Source organism: Microbacterium sp. (assembly GCF_051953575.1).
Lineage (GTDB): Bacteria > Actinomycetota > Actinomycetes > Actinomycetales > Microbacteriaceae > Microbacterium.
Genome location: NZ_JBQCIP010000203.1, coordinates 1 through 2,606 on the forward strand (window position 1 = coordinate 1; position 2,606 = coordinate 2,606).

The 2,606-nt window shown below is 67.7% G+C and carries 4 protein-coding genes; all 4 read left to right on the plus strand.

The genetic code is table 11. The features are described 5' to 3' along the window. Window positions 1–292: 292 nt before the first annotated feature. Window positions 293–1,114, plus strand: coding sequence for a hypothetical protein (locus tag ACTHNQ_RS12515; protein ID WP_440333821.1), 822 nt, complete (start codon window positions 293–295; stop codon window positions 1,112–1,114). A 376-nt stretch (window positions 1,115–1,490) separates the two neighbouring features. Beyond that, complete coding sequence (gene rpsL / locus ACTHNQ_RS12520; RefSeq protein ID WP_018171438.1) at window positions 1,491–1,859, plus strand: 30S ribosomal protein S12; 369 nt, start codon at window positions 1,491–1,493, stop codon at window positions 1,857–1,859. 5 nt (window positions 1,860–1,864) lie between these two features. Beyond that, complete coding sequence (gene rpsG, locus ACTHNQ_RS12525; protein WP_018171439.1) at window positions 1,865–2,335, plus strand: 30S ribosomal protein S7; 471 nt, start codon at window positions 1,865–1,867, stop codon at window positions 2,333–2,335. An 80-nt stretch (window positions 2,336–2,415) separates the two neighbouring features. Then, on the plus strand, window positions 2,416–2,606 hold a 191-nt coding region (locus tag ACTHNQ_RS12530), incomplete at its 3' end, for a GTP-binding protein (RefSeq protein ID WP_440333824.1).

The following is a 2,606-nucleotide window of genomic DNA, read 5'->3' on the forward strand; positions in this document are numbered from 1 at the left end:
GACGACTTCAAGACGCAGCACGCGTCGGGCAAGTTCGGTGAGGGGTACAACGAGCTGACCACGGGTCTGGAGAAGGCCATCGAGGGCATCTCCGACATGGGTGAGTCGCTGCGCAAGATGATGCAGGCGATCAAGGACACCGACCAGGCTCTCGCCGGCAACTGACGGGTTCTCGAAGGGGATGCCGGCGGCTTCGGCCGCCGGCATCCCTGCGTCTTCAACCTCGGGTACGCTCTCCGACCTACCTGCCGTTCCTCGACTCCCATCCGTTCGCCGGTTACGAAGGGCCTCCATGCCAGATCTGGAATCGACCGTGCGCGCCGAGATCGACCGGCGGTCGAGCGACCTCACGAGGTCGAGGCGGCTGGATGCGGTCGTCGACGCCTCCCGACAGTCGCTGCTGGCCGTCGTTCCTCGTCTGCAGCCGGGCCTCGCCGCCGCCGCGAAGCGGGCGGAGCTGCCGCCGCGCCCCGCGGACACCTCGCCCGGCCACGTCACCCTCGTGGTCTTCGCGATCCTGTTCGGCCTCTTCGCCCCGGCGATGGTGCTGCCCTCGCCACGCAACGGGCGGCCCGCCGTCGACGTCGACCAGGGTGCACTGTGGGTCGGGATCTGGGCGGTCGCGTCGCTGGTGTGCTTCGCGGTGCTCAGCCGCAGGCAGCTCACGTCGAAGTACCTGAACCCCCGCGTCAAGGGCTCGCGCATCTTCATCGTGTTCGCGGTCATCTGGATCCTCGCCCTCGTGTACATCCTCTTCAACTGGGACGAGGTCGACATGTGGGAGCCGTTCCTCCCCATCCTCGGCACCGTCCTGCTCGTCCTGTCGATCGTCGGCGTCATCGTCCTGTGGGTCCGCGCGAAGGGCGTCGAGAAACGGTACTGGGCCGAGGTGGCGGCGGCGGGCGGTGTCGATCCGGCTGCAGCAGGCGACCCCGTCGCCGAGTGGTGGGCGGACGTCCCGCGTCAGCTCACGCGCGCCGAGCGGAACGACGGCGACAAGTCGTACGGGCTCACGCTCCGCTTCCTGGAGGAGCAGGGCATCATCCGCGCGCAGGATGCCGCACGCCTGCGCCGCAAGAACCCTCCCGTCGTGTGGGCGGGCGACGCTTCCTGACGTTCGTCGACATCGAGTACGACTCGAGCCGCTGGATCCGCGTGCCGCTCCACCAGCACGATGCGCCGGCTGCCGTCGAAGGCGTGACCCGGATCGCGGAAACGAAGCCGCGGAGGGTGCCGGGGCGCCGGCATCCGGTCCGCGTTTGCCCGACCCCCGAAACCCACGTATCATAGAGCGGGTGTGCGCTCACGCGCGCCGTCCGACGTGCCTCGGCGTGTCGGCGGCCGGGCGGGCGCCGCATTCCGGGAACGGCCTGCGAACAGGCCACCCCCACGGCATATCCATCAACGAACGCACGGCAGGTTCCTGTCGCGCCGGTGGGTTTGTGGTGAAACCACGACGCTGTCACCGTGCAGCACAACAAGGAGAGAACGTGCCAACTATTCAGCAGTTGGTTCGCAAGGGTCGCTCGCCCAAGGTCTCGAAGACCAAGGCGCCGGCACTGAAGGCGAACCCCCAGCAGGCGGGCGTCTGCACCCGCGTGTACACGACCACGCCCAAGAAGCCGAACTCGGCGATGCGCAAGGTCGCCCGTGTCAAGCTCCGCAACGGCACCGAGGTCACCGCGTACATCCCCGGTGAGGGTCACAACCTGCAGGAGCACTCGCTCGTGCTGGTCCGTGGCGGCCGTGTGAAGGACCTTCCGGGTGTCCGCTACAAGATCGTCCGGGGTGCGCTCGACACCCAGGCTGTCAAGAACCGTAAGCAGGCTCGCAGCCGCTACGGCGCGAAGAAGGGCTGAGTCAGATGCCTCGTAAGGGTCCCGCCCCCAAGCGTCCCGTCGCCAACGACCCGGTCTACGGCGCCCCGATCGTCAGCCAGCTGGTGAACAAGATCCTCGTCGACGGCAAGAAGTCGCTCGCCGAGTCGATCGTCTACGGCGCCCTCCAGGGCGTCGAGGCGAAGAACGGCCAGGACGCCGTCGCCACGCTCAAGAAGGCGCTCGACAACGTGCGCCCCACGCTCGAGGTCAAGAGCCGCCGCGTCGGCGGCTCGACCTACCAGGTGCCGGTCGAGGTCAAGCCTCACCGCGCCAACACGCTCGCTCTCCGCTGGCTCGTGAGCTACGCGAAGGGTCGTCGTGAGAAGACGATGACCGAGCGCCTCCAGAACGAGATCCTGGATGCCTCGAACGGCCTCGGTGCCGCGGTCAAGCGCCGCGAGGACACCCACAAGATGGCCGAGTCGAACCGCGCCTTCGCGCACTACCGCTGGTAATCAGCTCTCGGTTGCCGGCCGAGGGAGAACCCCTCGGCCGGCATCCCCGCGACATCCCACTCCATACGTAAGGACACCCCGTGGCACAAGAAGTGCTCACCGACCTCACCAAGGTCCGCAACATCGGCATCATGGCGCACATCGATGCCGGCAAGACGACGACGACCGAGCGCATCCTCTTCTACACGGGCGTCAACCACAAGATCGGCGAGACGCACGACGGCGCTGCCACCACCGACTGGATGGAGCAGGAGCAGGAGCGCGGCATCAC